The sequence below is a fragment of the Burkholderia sp. HI2761 genome, from assembly GCF_002223355.1.
Classification (GTDB): domain Bacteria; phylum Pseudomonadota; class Gammaproteobacteria; order Burkholderiales; family Burkholderiaceae; genus Burkholderia.
In genome coordinates this window covers 692556-710634 of the sequence record NZ_NKFN01000004.1, presented here as the reverse complement: position 1 = coordinate 710634, position 18079 = coordinate 692556, and the positions used below count along the sequence as shown (strand labels likewise).

Genomic DNA, 18079 nt, shown 5'->3' with positions numbered 1-18079 from the left:
GCACCGGCACCTCGCGCCAACGCGCGACTACCGTTGGACAGATGTTACGGTTCGACACGATCCACCAACAATGAGACGAGTACGAAATCCATGAAGCCTGCAACGCCTGCGACTGCACCAATGCCTGCGGCAACGCACCCGCGCCGCATCATGTCGTGCCCGTCGCGCATATCACGGCGAGCCGCCGGGCGTCACGAGCCGCCGAACCAGTTGTAGCCCTGATCGACCCAGTAGCCGCCCGGGAACGTATCGGTCACGAAGATTTCCATGATGTGCTTCGGGTTCTTGTAGCCGAGCTTGGTCGGCATCCGCAGCTTCATCGGGAAACCGTATTCCGGCGGCAGCCGGCGGCCGTCGTAGTCGAACGCGAGCAGCGTCTGCGGATGCAGCGCGGTCGGCATGTCGATGCTTTCGTAGTAATCGTCCGCACATTTGAAGCCGACGTATTTCGCACCGGTATCGGCCCCCGCGCGTGCGAGAAACGCGCCGAACGGCGTGCCGCCCCAGCGGCCGATCGCACTCCACCCTTCCACGCAGATATGCCGCGTAATCTGTTCCGCGTGCGGCAGCGCCCGAAGCTCGTCGAGCGTCCACACGCGCTTGCCCGTCACGCGGCCCGACAGCACGAGCCGATACGTCGATTCGTCGACGTGCGGCACGTCGTCGATCCCGTAATACGCATTGAACGGAAACGGCCGCGTGATGTCGGCTTCGGTGTAGGTCGGCGCGAGCCGTTCACCGCTAAACAGCCAGGCCTGCACGCGATCGTTCATGCGCGACACTTTCTCGAGGAACGTGTTGACCGACGCGTCGTCCTGCAGCGTGCAGCCGGTCAGCATCGTCAGGCCGCCCAGCGTCAGGATGCGCCGATTGAAGAGCCGCCGCGACGGCATCTCGAGTTCCCGGCGCACGTCGAGTTCGAGCGATTTCCGGTCGAGCGCCCAGCGCGGCTCGCTGCGGTTTTTTTCGGATTCCGACATGATGATTTCCTTCGCCCGCGACGCGCGGGTCAGTGGCCGCGCAGCATTGCGAGCAGCGAGCGCGGCACCAGCAACGCCATCGCGACGTGGACGGCCACGAATGCGACCAGCAGCGACATCGCCCAGAAGTGCACGATGCGCGCGTTGTCGTACCCGCCGAACAGCTCGCGCAGCAGCGGAAACTGCACGGACTTCCAGATCGTGAGGCCCGACAGCACCAATACGACGAGATCGACGATCGCGGTCAGGTACGCGGCACGCTGCACCGCGTTGTAGACGCTCAGGTCGGCGTGCGACAGCCGGCCGCCGAGTGCGGCGCGCACGTCGCGCCATACGGACGCCGGCGTAACCGGCAGCATCTTGCGCGCGAAGCGCCCCGTCGCGACCGACATCGCGAGATAGAACAACCCGTTGCCGACCAGCAGCCACATCGCCGCGAAATGCCATTGCAGCGCGCCGCCGAGCCAGCCGCCGAGCGTGATGCCGTGCGCGAACGTGAACGGCGGATAGATCGGCGACGCATCGTAGATGCGCCAGCCGGACAGCGCCATGAGGACCGCCGCGAGCGCGTTGAGCCAGTGGCTCGCGCGCACCCACCGCGGATGGATCGTCGGCGCGGGCGGCGGCACGCTCGCTCGATCCGTGACAGGAACCGTTTGCATGATGAACACTCCCGGGATGATGCGGCGGGACGCGAGGCGCGCCGGTAACCGGCCGGTCGCGCCCCGCACTCATTCGTCAGTTCGACGGGCTCATGGCGTCCTTCTTCATCGCGTCGTCCTTCTTCATCGCGTCGTGGCCCATCGCGTCCTTCTTCATCGCATGCTTCTTCATGCCGTCCTTCTTCATCGCGCCGTCCTTCGCCATCGCGTCGTGGCCCATCGCGTCCTTCGACATCGACATGCCGTCCTTCGACATTGCGTCGTTCTGCGCGTAGGCGCCCGTTGCGATCGTGGCAAGTGCGGCGACACAGGCGGCGAGGAATACGTTTTTCATGACATTTCTCCGATACATACATGGGTTTGGGAGCCGAATAGACGGAGGACGCCGCCGGAAATGACAGCAATGTCGAAAAATTTTTTTAAGCCTGCAACAAGGGATGGAAATGCTGCACTGCTCGCCCCTGCTGTTCGGGACGACGTGGCGGGCCGACGGCAGCGCTTGCTGCGGCGCACCGCGCGCGCGTGGGCGGCGGCGATCCGCCCGCCGCACGGGGGCATCGGCTTCACCCCCGGTTGAAACCGCCGCCAAGCCGGTGTATCGTGTGCCCTTGCTAACGCGGGGGTCCTGCAATGCGTTCGGTCAAACAACCGGCATTGCGGGTGAGAAATACCCTTTGAACCTGATCTGGATAATGCCAGCGCAGGGAAGCGTACGGATTTCGCCGCCATCCTTCTGACGAAATCCGCCGCCTCACCAAGCCTCGTCTCCTGCTTAGCTCGAGCCCCACATTCGTCAAGGGCTCCGGGCAAGCGCCGACGCGCCTGTCCGGCGCTCACACAGGAGATTGCATGAACGCCAATCCGAAGTTTCTGTCTGCCGACGCCCACGTCGACGCCGCTGCCGTCGCGCCGCTGCCCAATTCGCGAAAGGTTTATGTAACCGGCTCGCAGCCCGACATTCGCGTGCCGATGCGCGAAATCACGCAGGCCGACACGCCGACCGGCTTCGGCGGCGAGAAGAATCCGCCGATCTATGTGTACGACACGTCGGGCCCCTACACCGATCCGGACGCGAAGATCGACATCCGCGCGGGCCTGCCCGCGCTGCGCCAGCGCTGGATCGAGGCGCGCGGCGACACCGAGGTGCTCCCCGGCCTGTCGAGCCAGTACGGCCTCGAGCGCGCGGCCGATCCGGCCACGGCCGAGCTGCGTTTCCCGGGCCTGCACCGCAACCCGCGCCGCGCGCAGCCCGGCAAGAACGTCACGCAGATGCACTACGCGCGTCAGGGCATCATCACGCCGGAAATGGAATACATCGCGATCCGCGAGAACCAGCGCCGCGCCGAGTACATCGAGAGCCTGAAGTCGAGCGGCCCGAACGGCGCGAAGCTCGCCGCGATGATGGGCCGCCAGCATCCGGGCCAGGCGTTCGGCGCCGCGGCCTTCGGCGCGAACGCGCTGGCCGAGATCACGCCGGAATTCGTGCGCGACGAAATCGCGCGCGGCCGCGCGATCATCCCCGCGAACATCAACCACCCGGAATCCGAGCCGATGATCATCGGCCGCAACTTCCTCGTGAAGATCAACGCGAACATCGGCAATTCGGCCGTCACGTCGTCGATCGGCGAGGAAGTCGACAAGATGACGTGGGCGATCCGCTGGGGCGGCGACACGGTGATGGACCTGTCGACCGGCAAGCACATTCATGAAACGCGCGAGTGGATCATCCGCAACAGCCCCGTGCCGATCGGCACGGTGCCGATCTACCAGGCGCTCGAAAAGGTCAACGGCAAGGCCGAGGACCTGACCTGGGAAATCTTCCGCGACACGCTGATCGAACAGGCCGAGCAAGGCGTCGACTACTTCACGATCCACGCGGGCGTGCGCCTGCAATACGTGCCGCTCACCGCGAACCGGATGACGGGCATCGTGTCGCGCGGCGGCTCGATCATGGCGAAGTGGTGCCTCGCGCATCACAAGGAAAGCTTCCTGTACGAACACTTCGAAGACATCTGCGAGATCATGAAGGCGTACGACGTGAGCTTCTCGCTCGGCGACGGCCTGCGCCCCGGCTCGATCTACGACGCGAACGACGAAGCGCAACTCGGCGAACTGAAGACGCTCGGCGAACTCACGCAGATCGCGTGGAAGCACGACGTGCAGGTGATGATCGAAGGCCCCGGCCACGTGCCGATGCAGTTGATCAAGGAGAACATGGATCTGCAGCTCGACTGGTGCAAGGAAGCGCCGTTCTACACGCTCGGGCCGCTGACCACCGACATCGCGCCGGGTTACGACCACATCACGTCGGGCATCGGCGCCGCGATGATCGGCTGGTTCGGCACCGCGATGCTGTGCTACGTGACGCCGAAGGAACACCTCGGCCTGCCGAACAAGGACGACGTGAAGGAAGGCATCATCACGTACAAGCTCGCCGCGCACGCCGCCGACCTCGCCAAGGGTCACCCGGGCGCCCAGGTGCGCGACAACGCGCTGTCGAAAGCGCGTTTCGAGTTCCGCTGGGAAGACCAGTTCAACATCGGTCTCGACCCGGACAAGGCACGTGAATTCCACGACGAGACGCTGCCGAAGGATTCGGCCAAGGTCGCGCACTTCTGCTCGATGTGCGGCCCGCATTTCTGCTCGATGAAGATCACGCAGGACGTGCGCGAATTCGCGGCCCAGCAGGGCGTGTCGGAAACCGAGGCGCTGAAGAAAGGGATGGAGGTCAAGGCGGTCGAGTTCGTGAAGACCGGCGCCGAGATCTACCACCGTCAGTAAGCGCGCGCCGCGAGCCTCACCGGCTCGCATCGCGATGCACGCAGCCCGCTTTCGAGCGGGCTTTTTTGCGCATGTCGCGTGCCTGCGGGCCCATGCGAAACAATTGATTACGAAACCGCGCGAGCCTTAACAAGTCCTTACAGCAGCGTCGCGGGACGGCGCGTAGATTGGGGATATGCGTGGCCGGCAGCCGGTCGCGCGCCTTCCGTTCACTACCACAAGGACAACGATCATGAACTCGATTCGGCGTTTTGGGGTATGCGCTCTGCTCGTCGCGACAGTAGCCAGCCTGTCGGCCTGCGATTCGATGTCGCGGCGCCAGCGCGATACGGCAATCGGTGCGGGTGTCGGCGGCGTCGCCGGCGCGGCGATCGGCGGCAACGCGCTGTCGACGCTGGGCGGCGCGGCGGCCGGCGGCATCATCGGTAACCAGGTCGGCAAGTAAGCAGTCCGACATCGGCCGGCTGGGTGTCGTCCAGCCATCGGCCGGTCGGTTCAACGGCGTTTCCGCACCGCGGAAGCGCCGTTTTCGCATGCGGCGCCGTAACCGGCGCGGCCGCCCTCCGGAAATGATCGGTTACCGTTTCTCATACCGTGTCATCGGTACTCGGCCTAAGCTTCAAGCATCTGCCGATGGCCGGCTCCGCCGGAGACACATCATGAACAGGACCTTCGTCGCCGCGGCGCTTGCCTGCACGACGCTCGCCGGCTGCTATTACCCGTACGGCTACTATCCGGGCGGCTATTACACGGCGGCGCCGGTGCCGGTACAGCCCGCACCCGTATATGTCGATCCGGGCCCCGCCTACTACTATCCGGCACCGGCGTACGCGCCCGCATGGGGCAGTTATTGGGGGCCGGCGCTGTCGCTCAATTTCGGCTTCGGCGGACGCGGCGGCTGGCGTCATCACTGATCGGCCGCGCCGCGCGCGGCCGGCCGTCCGCCGCCGGCGCAAACGGTGCGATTCCCGTTTGTTGTCGTTTCATCCGATCATGAAACGACGGTGCGGTAACGCGGTGTAAGATTCGTCGCATCCCGTCCCCCGCCCTCGCCGATCGATGTCGCCCAAGAACGCTTTCCTGCTGACCGTGCTCGCTGCCCTCTGGGGCGCATCCTTCCTGTTCATCCGGATCGGCGTGGTCGATTTCGGCGTCGCGCCGCTGATGGCGCTGCGCGTGGGCATCGGCGCGCTGTTTCTCGCGGGCTTCGCGCTCACGCGCTTCAAACCCGGCGATCTGGCCGCCCGGCTGCGCCGTCATGCGTGGCCGCTGTTCGTCGTCGGCGCACTGAATTCGGGCATCCCGTTCTGTCTGTTCGCGTTCGCCGAGCTGACGCTGTCGGCCGGCGTGACGTCGGTGATCAACGCGACGACGCCGCTGTGGGGCGCGCTCGTCGCTTATCTGTGGCTGAAGGACAAGCTGTCGCTGCCGCGCGCCCTCGGCCTCGTCATCGGGTTTGCCGGCGTGCTCACGCTCGTGTGGAACCAGATCGCGAACGCGCACGGCGACGCGGGCGCCAGCGCGACCGCGCTCGCCGCGGCGGCCGCGCTCGGCGCGACGCTGCTGTACGGCATCGCGGCCAACTACACGAAACGCAAGCTCAGCGGCGTCGATCCGCTCGTCAACGCAGCCGGCAGCATGATCGGCTCGACCGTCCTGCTGCTGCCGTTCGCGATCGCGACGTGGCCGGCCGCGCCGGTCGGCGCGCACGCATGGGGCGCGGTGCTCGCCCTCGGCATCGCGTGCACGGGCATTGCGTATTTCATCTTCTTCTACCTGATCGCGCATATCGGGCCCGCCCGCGCGATCACCGTGACGTTCGTGATCCCCGTGTTCGGGCTGCTGTGGGGCGCGCTGTTCCTCGGCGAACACGTGTCGGTCGTGATGATCGAAGGCTGCGCGATCGTGCTCGTCGGCACCGCGCTCGCAACCGGCGCGATCAAGCGGATTCCCGGCGTCCGACCGCGCGGCGGCGAGGCGGCCTGACGATCGACGCGCCCGGCGCGCACGAACCGTCGTCCGCCGCGCGGCAATGCCGATGGTGGCGCGACGCGGGTGTGCCGACGCGCCGCCGATCGCACCGCGGCGCGCGGGCATTCGACTCATTCAACTCATTCGTCTGACGGCGGCGGCCGGCCGCCGGGATTTCCCGCATCAGCCTGCGCATCGGGCGGCAGCGACGCACGGTCATGCCGCCGCGCTGTCGCGGGATTGTCATCCGCCACTGCCGCGCGCTTCGTTTCGCGGCGGTCATGCACCGTACGGATGCACGCGGCGCCGGTCGCCGCGCCGCGGTGCGCGGGCCGCAATCGCGGTGTACCGTTCGCGTCTGGAGTTACCCTGATACGCGCGCCGCGGCAATCCCGTTACACTCGGAAAACTCATCCGCAGAAGGCGGTCTCGATGCCCCACGTTCTTTCGCGCCCGCCTGCGCATGCGGCTGCATCGGCGTGGTGGTGCGCCGCCGTCCCGCCGCCCGCTTCCGGGCACCGTTGACATGAAGTCCACCCGCGACCGGTCGCTCGAGGCCCTGCTCGAACGCCTCACGCCGACGCCCCACGGCTGGCTCGCCACCTATCGCACCACGACATTGCGCAGCGTGTTCCAGCCCGTGCTGTCGATCACGCACAAGCGCGTCGTCGGCTACGAGGCGCTGCTGCGCGTCGTCGACGGGAACGGCACGCTGGTGTCGCCCACCGCCCTCTTCGACAAGACGCGCGGCGACGCCGACGCGCTGCTGCTCGACCGGCTCGCGCGCTGCCTGCACACGGCCAACTTCGTCGCGCAGGGCATCGGCGACGGCTGGCTGTTCCTGAACGTGACGCCGCGCGTGCTCGACACGGGCCTCGTGCAGCGCGAGTTCGTCGAGGCGCTGTGCCGGCATTTCGCGCTGCCCCCGAACCGGATCGTGCTGGAAGTGGTCGAACAGCCGGCGCGCGACGAAGCCGCGCTTGCCCGCACGATCGACATGATCCAGCATCGCGATTTCCTGATCGCGATCGACGATTTCGGCACGGGGTTCTCGAACTTCGACCGCGTGTGGCGGGCCCGGCCCGACATCGTGAAGCTCGACCGCTCGCTCGTCGAGCGTTCGACCGCCTCGGCCGACGATCGCCGCATCATGCATCACCTCGTGTCGATGCTGCACCAGGCCGGCGCGATGGTGCTGGCCGAAGGCGTCGAAAACGACGACGCGCTGCAGGCGCTGATGGAAGCCGACATCGATTTCGTGCAGGGTTTCCAGTTCGGTCAGCCCGATGCATCGATCGCGCACGCGAGCGCGGCCGCGCCCGCGATGCTCGATGCCGCGTGGCGGCGCTTCATCGCCCGCCGGCACATGCCGGTGGTCGCTCAGCAGCCGGGCTTCGACGCGATCGAACGGCTCGTGCTCAGCGGCGCGGCCGCGTTCTCGGCGAGCGGCAACCTGCAGGACGCCGCGCAACGCGTGTTCGCGGTGCCGGCCGCGCGTCGCGTGTTCGTCACGGACGAGACCGGCGAACAGTTCCTGCCGTCGATCGGCGCGCCGCTCGACGACAGCCAGGCGAGCGTGACCCGCCTCTCGCCGCTATTCCCGGAAACCCACAGCAACTGGTCGCGGCGCCCGTATTTTCAGCGCGCGATCGCCGCCCCCGGGCGCGTCGCGCTGATGGGCCCGCACTTCTCGCTGACGGAGGGCCGCGACTGCTATACGGCCGCCGTCGCGATCCGCGCGCAGAGCCGGCTCGTCGTGTTCTGCGTCGACTTCGTGCTCGACAGTGCGGAAACCGTGATGCGATAGCCGGCGCGCACGGCGGACGGCCGCGTACGACGGGCGTCTGCCTTCATTCGTCAGTCGACCACCTTCCCGCGCCCCGACTTCACCACGCTGCGACGCGACTTGTGCTCGAGCCGCCGCTCCTTCGACGCCCGCGTGGGCCGCGTCGCGACCCGGGCACGCGGCGTATACGCGACGCTGCCGATCAGCGTATCGAGCCGCGCGAGGGCGGCCTCGCGGTTCTTCTCCTGCGTCCGATATTCCTGCGACTTGATCACGACGATGCCGTCGCGCGTGATGCGCTGGTCGGACAACGCGAGAAGCCTCTCCTTGAGGACGGGCGGCAGCGACGACGCGTGGATGTCGAAGCGCAGATGAATCGCGCTCGACACCTTGTTCACGTTCTGGCCGCCCGCGCCCTGCGCGCGCACGGCCGTCCATTCGATCTCGGCCGGATCGAGCGTGTAGCGAATCATCATCGCGAAGCCTCCGTGCGGCGCCGGGCGAGCGCCTCGTCGACGCGGGCCGCGAGCCCCGAATCGCGCTGCGTGCGCGTCGCCACCGCCTGCGCCAGCACGCGTCGCGGCCCGATCACCTGCACGCGCGTGCGTGCGCGCGTGACGGCCGTATAGACCAGCTCGCGCGTGAGCACTCGACCGAACGACGCGGGCAGCACGAGCGCGGCTTCGTCGAATTCCGAGCCCTGTGATTTGTGCACCGTCAGCGCGAACGCCGTTTCGTGCGGCGGCAGCGCGGCCGGCGACACCGCGCGCGCGGTGCCGTCCGCGCGCCGGAACCACACGCGCAGCACGCCGTGCGCGTCGGGCAGCGCAATGCCGATGTCGCCGTTGAACAGCCCCAGCGCATAGTCGTTGCGCGTGACCATGATCGGCCGCCCGGTAAACCAGTGCGCGCCGACCGCGAGCGGCACGCGCGCCGCATGCCGCACATGCGCGGCCACCAGCGCATTGACGTGTTCCGCCCCACGCGAGCCGCTGCGGGTCGCGCACAGGATCCGGAACCGGTTGAGCGCGTCGAACAGCGGTAGCGGATCGGGCGCCGGCGCGGCCAGCGCGTCGCGCAGTGCATCGAGGTATGCGCCGAAACGCCGTGCGAGCCGCTCGACCGTCGCCGACGCCAGCGTGTCGCCCGCATCGTCGTGAAACGACGCGGCTGCCGAGTCGTCGGCGGGCAGCGCATCGAGCGCCGCCTGCACGTCGCCGCGGCGGATCGCGAGCGACAGCCGCCCGATCGGCGAATCGAGACCGAAGCGGTAATTGCGTTCGAGCCACACGACGCAGTCCGCGAGCGGTGCCGGAGCGGGCGTGCCCGCGGACGCGGCAGCGGCTTCGCCGGCCAATGGCGATGCGGCCGCCGTCGCCGACGCAAGCGCCGCATCGCCCGCGTCGAACGGCGCCAGCTCGACGGTATCGAGCCAAGCGAGTTCGTCGGCCTCGATCCAGGCCGGCGCATTGCCCGGTGCGACGGTATCGACGGGTGCCGACTCGGCTGACGGCGACGGCGCGAAGCCGGCCGACGATACTTCGTCATCCTGCGGTTCGTCGTCGAAGAGCGACGCCTGTCGCGCATCGACTTTCGGCCGAGGCGCCGATTTGCGCGAAACGGGCGCCGATGCCGATGGCGACGCCGCGGCCCGTGCGGACGCGGAAACCGGATGCGCGCGCGCAAGCGCTGCCGGCGCGGCTTCGTCCGGCACCGGCAACGCCGCGACGAACGCCGCCTCGTCGATGCCCAGCGCCCGCGCGATGCGCGTGCGGGCCGCAGCGGTGAACGCCGGCCGCGCGCTCAGCTCCGCGAACACGGCGCCGGCCTCGACCGCGGCCAGTTGATCCTTGTCGCCCAGCAACACGAGCCGCGCGCCCGGCGCGAGCGCGTCGAGCAGATGCGCGGCGAGCGCGACGTCGATCATCGACGCCTCGTCGACGACGATCAGATCGTACGGCAACGGATTGTCGCGATGATGCCGGAAGCCGGCCGCCCCGCCGCCGCCCAGCAGCCGATGCAGCGTGTACGACGTGTCGGGCAGGCGCGCCGCGAGTTCGGGCGGCAGATCGCCGGCGCGCGCGTGCAGCGCCTCCTGCATCCGCTGCGCGGCCTTGCCGGTCGGTGCGGCCAGCGCGATGCGCAGCCCCGGGTGCGCATCGAGCAGACAGGCCAGCACGCCGACGACGGTCGTCGTCTTGCCCGTGCCCGGCCCTCCGCTGACAATCGTCACGCGGCCGGTCAGGGCGACGATCGCCGCCACGCGCTGCCAGTCGACTTCGCCGGTGGCCGGCCCGAAGTAACGGGCGAGACTGTCGCGCACCCGGTCGGGCGACAGGCCTTCGTCCGGCGCGGCGACACCGGCCTGTGCGACGAGCGCATCGGCGAGCCGCCGTTCGTAGTCGAAATAGCGCGACAGGTACAGGTGATCGAGCCGATCGACGATCAGCGGCCGTTCGTCGCCGCGCGCGAGCGTGCCGAACGCGACCACGCCGCTCGCGGCCAGCGCCGCGCGCACCTCTTCGAGCGGCGCTTCGTAACGCTGCGCGAGCGCGCCAAGCGCGACGCACACGTGGCCGCCGGCTGTCGCACGGCTCGTCGCGAACGCGGCGCGCGCCGCCCAGCGCGCCGACGCGGACGGCGCACCGGCACGTCGCGCGAGGTCGCCCATGCGGCGCGCGAAGCCTTCCGCGAGCGCGATGCCGAAATCGGCCGGCTCGGGCAGCCGCGCGACGAGGCCGCCGGTGAATTCGAGCATGTCGTCGGTCGCGGTCATGCGCGGCCCCCTTCCATCATCCGGTCGAGTGCGTCGACGAGCGCGCGCGCGGGCCGCCGCGCATGCACGCCCGCCGGCTCGCCGCCGCTGCGCCAGCCGGGCCGCACGCCGCGCACGAACAGGTACAGGTAACCGGCGATGTGCGTGTCGTAGTCGTAATCGGGCAGCCGGCCGCGCAGGTAGCGATGCAGCGCGACCGTATAAAGCAGCGCCTGCAGGTGATACGCGTGATCGGCCATCGCGACGTCGAGCGCGCGCGGGCCATAGGCATCCGGCGTCGTGCCGAGGTGGTTCGACTTCCAGTCGACGATCCAGAAACGGCCGTCGTGTTCGACGATCATGTCGATGAACCCCTTGATGAAACCGGCTAGCGTGCCCGCCTCCAGTGCAACGTCCGGATAGCCGTGCGCGACCAGCAGCCGGCGCAGCGCCGTCAGGTCGAGCGACGGCGCCGGGAACAGGAAGCCCATTTCGTCGAGCCGCTTGGCCGGATCGAGATCGGCGAGCCGCATGCCCGGCACGAGCTCGGTGTGCACGACGTCGTCGACGAGCCGCACCATCATCGCCGGCAGACGCGTCGCAAGCTCCGGCTCGGCCTCGACCGGCCGGTCGTGCAGCGCGCCGAGCGCGGCCTGGTGCCACGATTCGGGCTCCGCGAACCGGCTGAGCTCGAACAGGCGGTGCAGGCATTCGCCGGCCGCCGCACCGCGCGGGAACACGAGGATGTCGTCGTCCGGCGGGGCGGCCACCACCGTATCGGCCAGTATCGGTTCGCCGTCCGGCGTCAGCGCGGCAAGCGCATCGTGATCGGGCCGCAGTTCGTCGTCGGGCACGGCCGCGACGCCCGCCTCCTCGCGCGCCATCGACGCGGTCAACGAGCTGAAGCTCGCCATCCGCCACGCATCGCGCAGTATGCGCGTCGCATGGCGCGCCGCGAGCGTCTGCGACGCGTCGTGCCCGGCCGCGAGACGCTCGCGGCGCGCAGGCACGGGCAGCGGCGCGACGCTCACGGGGCCGCCCGCAAGCGCGCGCCATGCAGCATCGAGCGCGGCTTCGTCGGGCGGCTCGTCGAGCCACGCATCGAACGCATGGCCGGCACCGGCGACGAGCCAGTTGAGCACGCTGCGCCGCGCTTCGCGCGTCGAGCGCGACGACAGGTAAGGCCCGGCGACGACATAGCAGCGATACACCGCGCGCGTGAGCGCCACGTAGACGAGCCGCGCGCGTTCCGCGGCCTGCTCGCGCAGCGCCTGCCGCGCCGCGTGCGCCGACGCCTCGTCGTCGCATCCGTAATGCAGCACCGCATCGCCCGCGTCGTCGTGATACTCGCGCGCATCGGGCAGCGCGGACGAAGGCGGCTCGCGCAGCCCGCCGTCGTTCAGGAACGGACAGAACACGATCGCGTATTCGAGCCCCTTCGACTTGTGCACCGTGACGATCTGCACGAGGTTGCGATCGGATTCGAGCCGCAGTTGCGCTTCCTCGCCGCCGCCGTCGAGCCGTTGCGCGGCGAGCCAGCGCAGCGTCGGCGCGATGCCGGGCTGCGCGGAGGCCCGCGCCTGCGTCAACTCGGCCAGATGGTTGATGTCGGTCACTCGGCGCTCGCCGTCCGCACCGGTCATCAGCCGTTCGGCGATCCGCAGCTCGCGCGTGAAGGTGCGCCACATCACCGCGAAACCGCGTTCGCGCCACAGCAACCGATACCGCGAGAAGCGCTCGACCCAGCTCATCGCGTCGGCACTGTCGGCCGCCGACGCACCGGGTTGCGCATCGCCGTCGCCCTGCTCCATGCGCCACAGCGCGCCGGCATCGAGCCCGAACCAGTCGGACGCGAGCGCCGCGCGCAGACGCCGCAGGTCGCCCGGCGCATCGATCGCCGCCAGCACGCGCTCGAGTTGCTCGGCGTCGCCGGTCGAGAACACCGACGCCTGCGCCAGCTCGACGCTGCCGATGCCCCATGTCGCGAGCACGCGCTTCACGAGGCTACCCTGCCTGTGGGTCTGCACGAGCACCGCGATGTTGCCGGGCGACAACGGCGCGTCTCCCAACCGCACGCGCGACTCGCGCGCGCCGCGCATCAGCCGCGCGATCTCGGCCGCGCAAGCCTGCGCAGCCTGCGCTTGCGCATCCCGCTTGAGCAACGTGCCTTCGCCGCCCGGCAGCGCCCACACCCGGAAATCGCCGGCCGGGCCCGGATCGGTTTCGTCGACGAACGGCGCACGCACGCGCGTACCGGCGCGCACCGCGTAATAGTCGAGCCCGTCGAGCACGAATGCGCGCGGATTCGACATGAAGAAGCGGTTGCACGCATCGACGATCGCGGGCGTCGAGCGCTGGTTGACCGCGAGCGTGTAGCACGCGCTCGCCCGTGCCCGCGCGGCGAGATAGGTATGCAGATCGGCCGCGCGGAAACTGTAGATCGCCTGCTTCGGATCGCCGACGAGGAACAGCGGGCCGGCCGGCGCGAAGATCCGGTCGAAGATCGCGAACTGCAGCGGATCGGTGTCCTGGAACTCGTCGATCAGCGCGGCCGGATAGCGTGCACGCAGCGTTTCGGCGAGCCACGGATGCGCGTGCAGCGCGTGATACAGGTTCGCGAGCAAATCGTCGAACGACACGACGCGCCGCGTGCGCTTGCGCTCGGCCAGTTCGCCCGGCGCCATGTCGAGCCATTCGGCGATCAGCGCAAGCCAGCGCGCACGCTGGGCGGCCTCGGCAGCGGCCACGGCCGCTTCGAGGGCGTCGGCCACCTCGAAGAACGCGTGTGCGGGCGTCGCACCGCCTTTTTTCGTCGCCTTCGTCAGCGCGGTTTGCGTGAGCTTCAGTGCGGCTTTCGGCAGCGCGGCCGTCGCGTCGCCCTGCTCGAAATGCACCGCCCACGCGGCGAGCGCATCAGCGACCGCGTCGGGCTTGTGCGAACGTTGATTGAGCGCGGGCTGCGCGGCGTGCAGCAGCGCATCGATCGCCTCGCGCTCGGCCGCCCACATGCGCGCGGCTTCCGCGAAGCATTCGGCCGCGGCCGCTTCGGCCGATTCGTCCGGCTCGGTCACGCCGTCCCAGCGCAGCGCGGCAAGCGGCTTCTTCAGCCGGCGTGCGAGCTGCGCATCGAGCGCGGCCGGGCCGGCCCCCGATTCGACGAGCCAGGTCGCGAAGCCCGGCCAGCGCGCGGCCGCCGGTTCGACGCGCGTGCGCCAGAAATCCGCGGCGAGTTCGAAGCGCAGCGACGCATCGTCGGCCTCCATGTCGAACGCGAACGGCATCGCGGCCGCGAACGGCGCTTCCTGCAGCGCGCGCTGGCAGAATGCGTGGATCGTATGGATCGCGGCCTGGTCGAACGCGCGCAGCGCGCGCCGGATCCGCTTCGCAGCCGTCTCGGGATCGAGCGCGCCGTCGTCGCCGAGCGTGGTCTCCCACAGACGCGCGATGAACGGATCGCCGCCGTCGTCGCCCGTGTCGAGCGCGTGCGCCAGCTGCGCGAGCCGGCTGCGAATCCGTTCGTGCAGTTCGGCCGTCGCCGCTTTCGTGAAGGTCACGACGAGGATTTCGTCCGCGCCGAGATCCTTTTCGAGCAGCAGGCGCACATACAGCGCGCAGATGTTCCAGGTCTTGCCGGTGCCGGCCGACGCCTCGATCTGGTTGACACCGTCGAGCGGGCACGCGAACACGTCGAGTTCGAGCGCCTGCTGCGACTGCGACACGGCGCTCATGCGACCTCCTTCAGATGCTCGACGAGCGGCTCGAACACGAGCCGCGCGAGCGTGCCGAACGGCTCGTCGAGCGACGGATGCGCGCCGCGCCAGGCGATCGCGATGGCCGGATCGTCGGCTTCGCTCACGACCCGCTCGTTGATCCACACGCTCGCGGCCTTGGCCTCGCCGTCGGACACCCGCGCCCATGCACTGCGCGGGAAAAAACGCAGCGGCATGCGCCGCCCCGCGCGGAACAGCGCGGCCAGCGGCGCGAGCCGTTCGAGCGGCGCCGAGACGGGCGTCAGTTCGAACGCACCGCCGCTGCCGAACCACAGCGTGCGGCGCGGGCCGCCGGGCTCGATCGCACAGTAGACGAGATGCGCGAGCCACGCGGAGAGGTAATCGCGCGCACTCGGCCGCGCATAGCGATAGGTGACCTGCCCGGCCGGCGTCAGCCGATTCAGCGTGCCATGCAATTCGAGCGGCGCGCCCACCGCGTCGGCCGCCAGCATTGCGTCGTCGGCGCCGAACAGCGCCTGCTCGGTATCGGGCCACTTCGGCACGACAGTGAGCGAGAACGGCCGCCGCTCGATGCCGTCGGCCAGCGCACGGCGGACGTTCGACGCAAGTTGCGTCATCGAGCCGAGCGCCTGATCGCGCCATACCGCGCCCGTCGCGCCGCCGGGCAGTTCGGGGCTCGCATCCGCAATGCGCAGCGCGTGATCGTGCACGCCGCCGCCGCCCGCTTCGATCAGGAGCGGCAGCACGCGCTCGGCAAGCGCGTCGCTGCCGGCAAAATCCAGTGCGAACGGCTCGGTATCGAGCAGTTCGGCCTGCGCATCGGCCAGCACGATGCCGAGCCGGCCGCGCAGCAACGCACGCGCCGGATGGCGCCAGAAACGTTCGAATTCGCTGAACGCGACGGGCTCGACCGGCTCCGCCGGCAGCGGCTGCGCGAAGAAAGGCTGCTCGCGCGGCCCGTCGCGCGACGCTTCGGCGGCCAGCAGCGACGCGAGCGTCGCCCGCTCGGCGTCATACGAAACGAGGTGGCTGCCCGGCTGGAAATACGCGGCCGCGAACGGTTGCAGTGGATGCTCGACGATGAACGCGCGGCGCGCGGCATCGACCGCGTCCGGTGCGGCGCCGGGCCCGGCCGTGACGTCCGCGAGATGATCGAGCAGTTCGTCGACGAGCGCCGCGGGCGGCAACGGCGCATTGTCGCGAATGCTGCGGCCCGTATAGGCGATCAGCAACCGGTCGCGTGCGGCGAGCAACAGGTCGAGAAACAGATTGCGCTCGTCGTCGCGGCGCTGCCGGTCGCCCAGCTTCGGCAGCACGGCCATCAGGTCGAATTCGTCCGCGCGCGCGAGGCTCGGCAGCACGCCGTCGTCCATCCCGAGCAGGCAGACGACGCGATACGGCAGCCCGCGCAAGCTCGTCAGCGACGAGAACGTGACGCCGCCCCACGGCACGCCGCCGCGGGCCGGATCGTCGAGCGCCGCGGTGAGCCCCGCGCGGACGACGGCCGCCGGCAGCGCCTCGTCGGGCGCCCCCTCCGTCATCGCGGCCAGCATCGCGTCGAGTGCGTCGCGCACGCCGGCCAGCGCATCCGCAAACGCGGCGCCCGAGTCGAAGAAGCGCGCGAGCGTATCGGCAAACAGTTCGCTCCAGCCGCGCGGCGTGTGCGACTCCGCGAGGCGCCGCGCGAAGCCGTCGAGATCGTCGGTAAACCGGGCGAGCCGGCCGAGCAGTTCGGCCTCGCTGCCCGTGGCCGCCTCGATCGGCAGCCACGCACCGATCGGCGCCGACCCTTCGGGCATCGCATAGCCGAGAAAGAGCCGCGCGAGCGCATCGGAGAACGTATGGCGCGGCGCGGGCACGGCCACGTCGTCGCTCGCGAGCGGCGACAGCCCGCGCCGCGCGCCGGCGGCGGCGAGCCAGGTCTGCACCGTTTCGAGCGCGGCCGCGTCGATGTCGTAGCGCGCGGCCACCGCATCCACGCGCAGCCATTCCACCAGTTCCGGCGCGCCGACCTGCCGCTCCGGCAGCGCGAGCCAGTCGAGCAGCACGCGCGCGACCGGATTCGCCTGCGACGGCGGCAGACCGGTGATCCGGTAAGGCACCCGCGCACCACCGCCGCCGGCCGTGCCGAACACCGCATCGATCAACGGCCCGGCCGCGGCGAGATCGGCCACCGCGACGAGCACGTCGGACGGCTGCAGGCTCGCATCGGCGTCGAACCACGCAAGCAGCCGGTCGTGCAGCACCTCGAGCTGGCGCGCGAGGCTGTGGCACACATGCACCTCGATCCCGCGCTCGACCGGCGTGTCGCCGGTTTCGGCCTCCGGCTGCAGTTCGAGGATCGCGTTCTGCACGCGCGCCAGCCAGGTGGGCGCGGGATTCTCGACGAAACGCGACGCATCGCCCGACGCGGCGCTTTCGGTCAGTTCGTGCAGCATGTGCAATTGCGCCTGCGTCTGCCTGCCCCATTCGGCGAGCAGCGGATGGCCGACCTCCTGATAGTCGCGCCGCCCGGCCGCATCGAGCGCCTCGGCATGCGCGGCGGTCACGATGTCGAACCAGAACTCGCGGCACGGGTTCAGCGCGTAGACGCGCACGTCGATCCAGCGCGACAGTTCGCGCAACAGCGCGACGTGCAGCGGCGGCATCGTCGGCAGCGCGAACACGCTGACCGATTCGGGCCAGTCGGCGCGCGCGAGCGCCTCGGCATCGAGATGGCGCGCCTCGACGAGGAAGCGGTGCGCCGGCGGCGTGCCGCTGTCGCTCAGCTCGGCGAGCAACGCGCGCCACAACGCGGCCTGCCAGCGCTCGTCGTCGCGTGCGGCGTCGCTGATCCCGCGCGGCGCGCCGTCGCCCGCGAGCACCGATTCGCCGGCCTGCCACGCGGCCAGCCATTCGGGGCGATAGGTCAGGTAGTGATCGAGCACGGCCGCGACGCGATGAGCCAGTTCGTAGCGCATCGCATCGTCGGAGGCCGACAGATACGCGGCCAGCCGCGGCGACGCGAGCCACGGCGCACCGTCGGCCTGCGCGAACAGCCGGTAGCAGCGCCACACGAGCCGGTCCGGCGCGAACGGCGAGCGCGCGGGCACCGTCAGCACGCGGCCGATCTGCGCCCACAGCCACTGCGCGAGATACGTGAACTCGACGTTCGCGCACACGCCATTGCGCGCGGCGATGTCGAGCTCGAGGCGGCGACGCAGCGCCGCGCTCGGCACGATGACCTGTTGCGGCGCCCACGGGCCGCTGCGGGCCGGGAACGCGGCCAGATCCTCGAGCAGCGCGTCGGCCAGCGTTTCGTGACGGTTCGAATAGAAAAGATGGAGCATGAAGCGGGCGTCGGAACCTCGCACCGGCGGGAGCCGGCGAACAGGATCACCAAGGATAGCAAATGGGCCGCCGCCGCGAACCTC

12 protein-coding genes and 1 riboswitch are annotated in these 18079 nt (G+C 69.7%); of the genes, 5 read left to right on the top strand and 7 right to left on the bottom strand.

The genetic code is table 11. The annotated features are described in order from the left end of the window. Positions 1 to 191: 191 nt before the first annotated feature. The 3 genes from CFB46_RS09995 to CFB46_RS09985 form a co-directional block, all read right to left on the bottom strand. Complete coding sequence (locus tag CFB46_RS09995) at positions 192 to 980, bottom strand: molybdopterin-dependent oxidoreductase (protein WP_027784019.1); 789 nt, start codon at positions 978 to 980, stop codon at positions 192 to 194. Positions 981 to 1009: 29 nt separating this feature from the next. Continuing rightward, positions 1010 to 1642 (bottom strand): cytochrome b/b6 domain-containing protein, encoded by a 633-nt coding sequence (locus CFB46_RS09990; protein WP_089500383.1) that lies wholly within the window; start codon positions 1640 to 1642, stop codon positions 1010 to 1012. A gap of 76 nt (positions 1643 to 1718) precedes the next feature. Next, the gene (locus CFB46_RS09985) at positions 1719 to 1976 is read right to left on the bottom strand and encodes a pentapeptide MXKDX repeat protein (protein ID WP_059792334.1); all 258 of its coding nucleotides are present in this window, start codon (positions 1974 to 1976) and stop codon (positions 1719 to 1721) included. A 274-nt stretch (positions 1977 to 2250) separates the two neighbouring features. Beyond that, positions 2251 to 2367: riboswitch (TPP riboswitch) on the top strand. Between the two features lie 124 nt (positions 2368 to 2491). On the opposite strand from CFB46_RS09985, the gene thiC reads away from it, so the two are divergent. From thiC to CFB46_RS09955, 5 genes are all read left to right on the top strand, one after another. Further along, entirely contained in the window at positions 2492 to 4423 is a 1932-nt protein-coding gene (gene thiC, locus CFB46_RS09980) for a phosphomethylpyrimidine synthase ThiC (RefSeq protein WP_027784016.1), read from the top strand. A gap of 232 nt (positions 4424 to 4655) precedes the next feature. Next, entirely contained in the window at positions 4656 to 4868 is a 213-nt protein-coding gene (locus CFB46_RS09975) for a glycine zipper 2TM domain-containing protein (RefSeq protein ID WP_011545020.1), read from the top strand. 214 nt (positions 4869 to 5082) lie between these two features. Continuing rightward, positions 5083 to 5337, top strand: a complete 255-nt coding sequence (locus tag CFB46_RS09970; RefSeq protein ID WP_027784015.1) for a hypothetical protein — start codon at positions 5083 to 5085, stop codon at positions 5335 to 5337. 145 nt (positions 5338 to 5482) lie between these two features. Continuing rightward, positions 5483 to 6409 carry a DMT family transporter gene (locus CFB46_RS09965; protein WP_089499883.1) on the top strand — a complete coding sequence of 309 codons (927 nt, stop codon included), beginning with the start codon at positions 5483 to 5485 and terminating at the stop codon, positions 6407 to 6409. A gap of 511 nt (positions 6410 to 6920) precedes the next feature. Next, positions 6921 to 8201, top strand: coding sequence for a sensor domain-containing phosphodiesterase (locus CFB46_RS09955; RefSeq protein ID WP_027784013.1), 1281 nt, complete (start codon positions 6921 to 6923; stop codon positions 8199 to 8201). A 50-nt stretch (positions 8202 to 8251) separates the two neighbouring features. Here CFB46_RS09955 and arfB read toward each other — a convergent pair whose 3' ends face one another. From arfB to recC, 4 genes are read right to left on the bottom strand one after another with little or no spacing between them, the layout of a single operon-like run. Beyond that, entirely contained in the window at positions 8252 to 8656 is a 405-nt protein-coding gene (gene arfB / locus CFB46_RS09950) for an alternative ribosome rescue aminoacyl-tRNA hydrolase ArfB (RefSeq protein WP_089499882.1), read from the bottom strand. Then, complete coding sequence (locus tag CFB46_RS09945) at positions 8653 to 10956, bottom strand: AAA family ATPase (protein ID WP_089499881.1); 2304 nt, start codon at positions 10954 to 10956, stop codon at positions 8653 to 8655. Before CFB46_RS09945 ends, arfB begins: the two co-directional genes overlap by 4 nt. Beyond that, complete coding sequence (gene recB / locus CFB46_RS09940) at positions 10953 to 14663, bottom strand: exodeoxyribonuclease V subunit beta (RefSeq protein ID WP_089499880.1); 3711 nt, start codon at positions 14661 to 14663, stop codon at positions 10953 to 10955. The genes CFB46_RS09945 and recB overlap by 4 nt, the downstream gene beginning before the upstream one ends. After that, complete coding sequence (recC, locus tag CFB46_RS09935; RefSeq protein ID WP_089499879.1) at positions 14660 to 17995, bottom strand: exodeoxyribonuclease V subunit gamma; 3336 nt, start codon at positions 17993 to 17995, stop codon at positions 14660 to 14662. The genes recB and recC overlap by 4 nt, the downstream gene beginning before the upstream one ends. Between the last annotated feature and the right edge of the window lie 84 nt (positions 17996 to 18079).

What these genes read in the sequence shown, in the direction of transcription:
- CFB46_RS09965 (WP_089499883.1), top strand. Translation starts at nt 5,483, where the DNA reads ATGTCGCCCAAGAACGCTTTCCTGCTGACCGTGCTCGCTGCCCTCTGG.
- CFB46_RS09970 (WP_027784015.1), top strand. Translation starts at nt 5,083, where the DNA reads ATGAACAGGACCTTCGTCGCCGCGGCGCTTGCCTGCACGACGCTCGCC.
- arfB (WP_089499882.1), bottom strand. Translation starts at nt 8,656, where the DNA reads ATGATGATTCGCTACACGCTCGATCCGGCCGAGATCGAATGGACGGCC.
- recB (WP_089499880.1), bottom strand. Translation starts at nt 14,663, where the DNA reads ATGAGCGCCGTGTCGCAGTCGCAGCAGGCGCTCGAACTCGACGTGTTC.
- CFB46_RS09975 (WP_011545020.1), top strand. Translation starts at nt 4,656, where the DNA reads ATGAACTCGATTCGGCGTTTTGGGGTATGCGCTCTGCTCGTCGCGACA.
- recC (WP_089499879.1), bottom strand. Translation starts at nt 17,995, where the DNA reads ATGCTCCATCTTTTCTATTCGAACCGTCACGAAACGCTGGCCGACGCG.
- CFB46_RS09985 (WP_059792334.1), bottom strand. Translation starts at nt 1,976, where the DNA reads ATGAAAAACGTATTCCTCGCCGCCTGTGTCGCCGCACTTGCCACGATC.
- thiC (WP_027784016.1), top strand. Translation starts at nt 2,492, where the DNA reads ATGAACGCCAATCCGAAGTTTCTGTCTGCCGACGCCCACGTCGACGCC.
- CFB46_RS09955 (WP_027784013.1), top strand. Translation starts at nt 6,921, where the DNA reads ATGAAGTCCACCCGCGACCGGTCGCTCGAGGCCCTGCTCGAACGCCTC.
- CFB46_RS09990 (WP_089500383.1), bottom strand. Translation starts at nt 1,642, where the DNA reads ATGCAAACGGTTCCTGTCACGGATCGAGCGAGCGTGCCGCCGCCCGCG.
- CFB46_RS09995 (WP_027784019.1), bottom strand. Translation starts at nt 980, where the DNA reads ATGTCGGAATCCGAAAAAAACCGCAGCGAGCCGCGCTGGGCGCTCGAC.
- CFB46_RS09945 (WP_089499881.1), bottom strand. Translation starts at nt 10,956, where the DNA reads ATGACCGCGACCGACGACATGCTCGAATTCACCGGCGGCCTCGTCGCG.